This window comes from Rhodopirellula sp. UBA1907 (assembly GCF_002337565.1).
Lineage (GTDB): Bacteria > Planctomycetota > Planctomycetia > Pirellulales > Pirellulaceae > Rhodopirellula > Rhodopirellula europaea.
On record NZ_DDGH01000021.1, the window covers coordinates 2,859 to 5,687 of the forward strand.

Sequence of the window (2,829 nt, forward strand, 5' to 3'; positions counted from 1 at the left end):
ACGATGAATGGTCAATGGACCGCCGACCTCTCACCGGTTGGCGGTCCCGTGCTTGGCCCCTTCGCTCTCCGCTCGGAAGCGATTGAGGCCGAGATCGAATGGCTCCATTTTCACTGGCTTTTGCCCGGCAGTGATTCACCTCCCTGAAACTAAACTCTCTGACACCGACAAGGATACGGACATGACGACACGAATGATGGTAAGCCTGACTCGCCACGACGGGCAGACTAGTGGCGGCAACACCGCAGCGACCTGCCAAATGGAAATCGACATCGATGATGAAGTGAACGCGGATGTCGGGCTGCTCTCGGATCGCCTGCAACAAGCCTTCGCGGTGTGCCGCCGGCAAGTTGACCGGGAGCTTGCAAGCAGACCGGGTGACATTGTCGAAAACAGGCACGCCAAGAGTCACGCACGTTCGGGGCCGGATCCGCGTCCGGCAACGGAAGCTCAGGTACGTGCGATCCATGCGATCGCGTCGAAGACCAACACGCGATTGGCTTCTCACTTGGACGAGGTCTACGGCGTCTCCTCGCCGCAGCATCTGACACTGAAGCAAGCTAGCGAACTGATCGGCAAGCTCAAGGATCAATTGGTTCACTAGCAATCGCCAGGCCAGTCAAATATGCCATGCCCATCGTTCCCGGACGGTGGGCATGGCAGCGTTTTTCTTAGCCCCCAGAGCTATTAACCATGCAGTTCCTTCACGCGTTGTTGGATCCCGAACATAATCGCATCAATGACGTCGCCGACCGAGTTTGCACCATTGTTCACGGCCTCTTCGGCGTCCTCCAATCGCCTTTGCCGTTCCTGCATCTCGTCGCAGTGAAGAAACAGTTTCTTTAGCGATGCCGGAGGGGAAATGCCAGACAACGCACAGATCACGTCGAGCGTTTCCTTGTCGACTTTGCTCTGCTCTCCAGTGGCAATGCGAGTGATCGTTGACTTGTTACAGAAGCAAAGCTTTGCGAGCCGTGTGTAGTTGGGGAATTGCTTTTGATGCAACGGGTGGCTGTGTCCTCGCTTGTTGCATCTTCGAAGAAATTCGCTAATTCTTTCGCTGATCGACTGTTCGAGCGAAGCGCGAGCGTGTGAGATTCCCATGATTTGACGTTCCATGCGAGTTGGTACTTAGTTTGTTGCGTCTCAGCAACGTTTGACAGATTGGATTTTGTTCCAATCTCGATCTAGCCCCAAAAACGCGAGGCTTTCCGTTCGGAATTCGGCTGGCCTGGACGGGAGCCGCCGAATTCGTGTTGCGATCCAAGCAACGACAAAGTTTGAAAAGGTGGTGGAATGAAACGCCTTCCTCCCCTCGTGTGAGGGTCGATTGGTCCGGTGCTGCCAAAATGACCTGAATTTGCCCGCTGACCCATGTGTCTTTTGCACGGTAGTTTTGGGGGCGTATCGTGCCCACGCTTTACAGGTGCGTCAGCGTGATGCGGCAGACGCAACAAAACATGTTGCACAGGATGCAACACGTAAATCCAGGCACCGCAGAGGTTCCGCGGGCGGACAGAAAGGCCTGACGAAGTAAGGGCGTTGGCATGACGGGCTGAATCGGGATCGCCCAATTGACCGCACGTTCGACGAGGTGGTTGGTTGCTTGGGGGCTGTGCTGCATCTGATTTCCGTTGGCTGGTTGGTAGTGCCGGGTGACGATCGCGATTGATCTTCGCACCAAGATGAGCATGGGGTGTCGTTGCAAGCGAAGGAGATGCCAGCTGCATGTTGCGAATGAACTCGGGGACGAGTGCGTGCTAAATGTCAGGCGTTCTTCGCACCGTGTAGGCGATCTCATGGCTATTGATTATCCATGCGATCATCGCTCTGGTCCGAAGGCTTGCCACCACATCGCGACGTTGAGAATTCGGCGTAAGCCTCGCCAGATCACTTCTCCCGATGGACCACCGTCTCAGCGGTCCCCGTAGCCGCCACGCTTAGCTAGCAGGGGTATGAAGTTCGACAACGCTGGGGATTACTTCGGCTGCGTCTGCTCGAACACCATCCAGGCGGCTTTCTATTCTGCTTCGCTGGCACGGCGTCTTGCGGAAGGCCTGGATGCTCCGTTCCTCTTTCTGCAGCAACGTCTCATGTTCCCTATCTCAGTTGCGTGGGTGAATTGGTGAGGCCGAATCGCCCGTCGATGTACCTTGGAATAGCGGGCCTCTCAACTCGCGATTGCTTGCAGCTTGTTCACCTCTGATTCGGCGAGCGCTCGCCGAATGTTGCATGTGATGCAACACGCCAATGTCGTGTTCTGAAGATTGGATCGCCTCATCTGCGAACGTCTCGTATAGCGTCGGTGAGCCGCTTCAGCGGTGCTTCGCCAGCAATGCCCAGCGGAGCCAACAATCGCATGTGACTGTTCTCGATTGGCCAAGTTTGGCGACATCGTGTGCGGAGAACTTACTCGCTGACTAAACGCACAATCAGTCAACTGCGACTCGCCCGTTCGTCAGAGAAGGGCGTGTCGCTTATGGTCCCTTATGGGAATGGCGACATCTGAGAGTCGCCTACTTTGGTGCGCCGATGTCGCCAAGTCGTCGTTGATTTGAGCTGGTGCAACCCCGACAGTGGTGACAGTTCTCGACAGGCCGAATCGACGGCCCAACGAAAAGACCTCCCCAGTGTATGCAGCACCGAGTCAGGTTGACGCTGGTCTTCGCTTGAGGACCACTCGCTGCAGCGAGCCGGAAGGATCATTGGTAAGAGCCGAGGCGTGTCCATGTCATCGCGTCTTCGCGAGTTTCGTTCTTACGCGTCGGGCTGGCTGGGATGCTCTGCACTGGATCAAGTCAGGACAACGTTCGTGACCTTGGACAAGTG

Annotated in this window: 2 protein-coding genes; one reads left to right on the forward strand and one right to left on the reverse strand. The window is 56.0% G+C overall.

Translation table 11 applies throughout. From position 1 onward, the window contains the following. Positions 1-130 precede the first annotated feature (130 nt). Positions 131-604: a hypothetical protein gene (locus B2R17_RS04950; RefSeq protein WP_349676984.1), complete on the forward strand. Its 474-nt coding sequence runs from the start codon at positions 131-133 to the stop codon at positions 602-604. 83 nt (positions 605-687) lie between these two features. On the opposite strand, the gene B2R17_RS04955 is transcribed toward B2R17_RS04950, so the two are convergent. Beyond that, positions 688-1,104: a helix-turn-helix domain-containing protein gene (locus B2R17_RS04955; protein ID WP_286763096.1), complete on the reverse strand. Its 417-nt coding sequence runs from the start codon at positions 1,102-1,104 to the stop codon at positions 688-690. Between the last annotated feature and the right edge of the window lie 1,725 nt (positions 1,105-2,829).

What these genes read in the sequence shown, in the direction of transcription:
- B2R17_RS04955 (WP_286763096.1), bottom strand. Translation starts at nt 1,104, where the DNA reads ATGGGAATCTCACACGCTCGCGCTTCGCTCGAACAGTCGATCAGCGAA.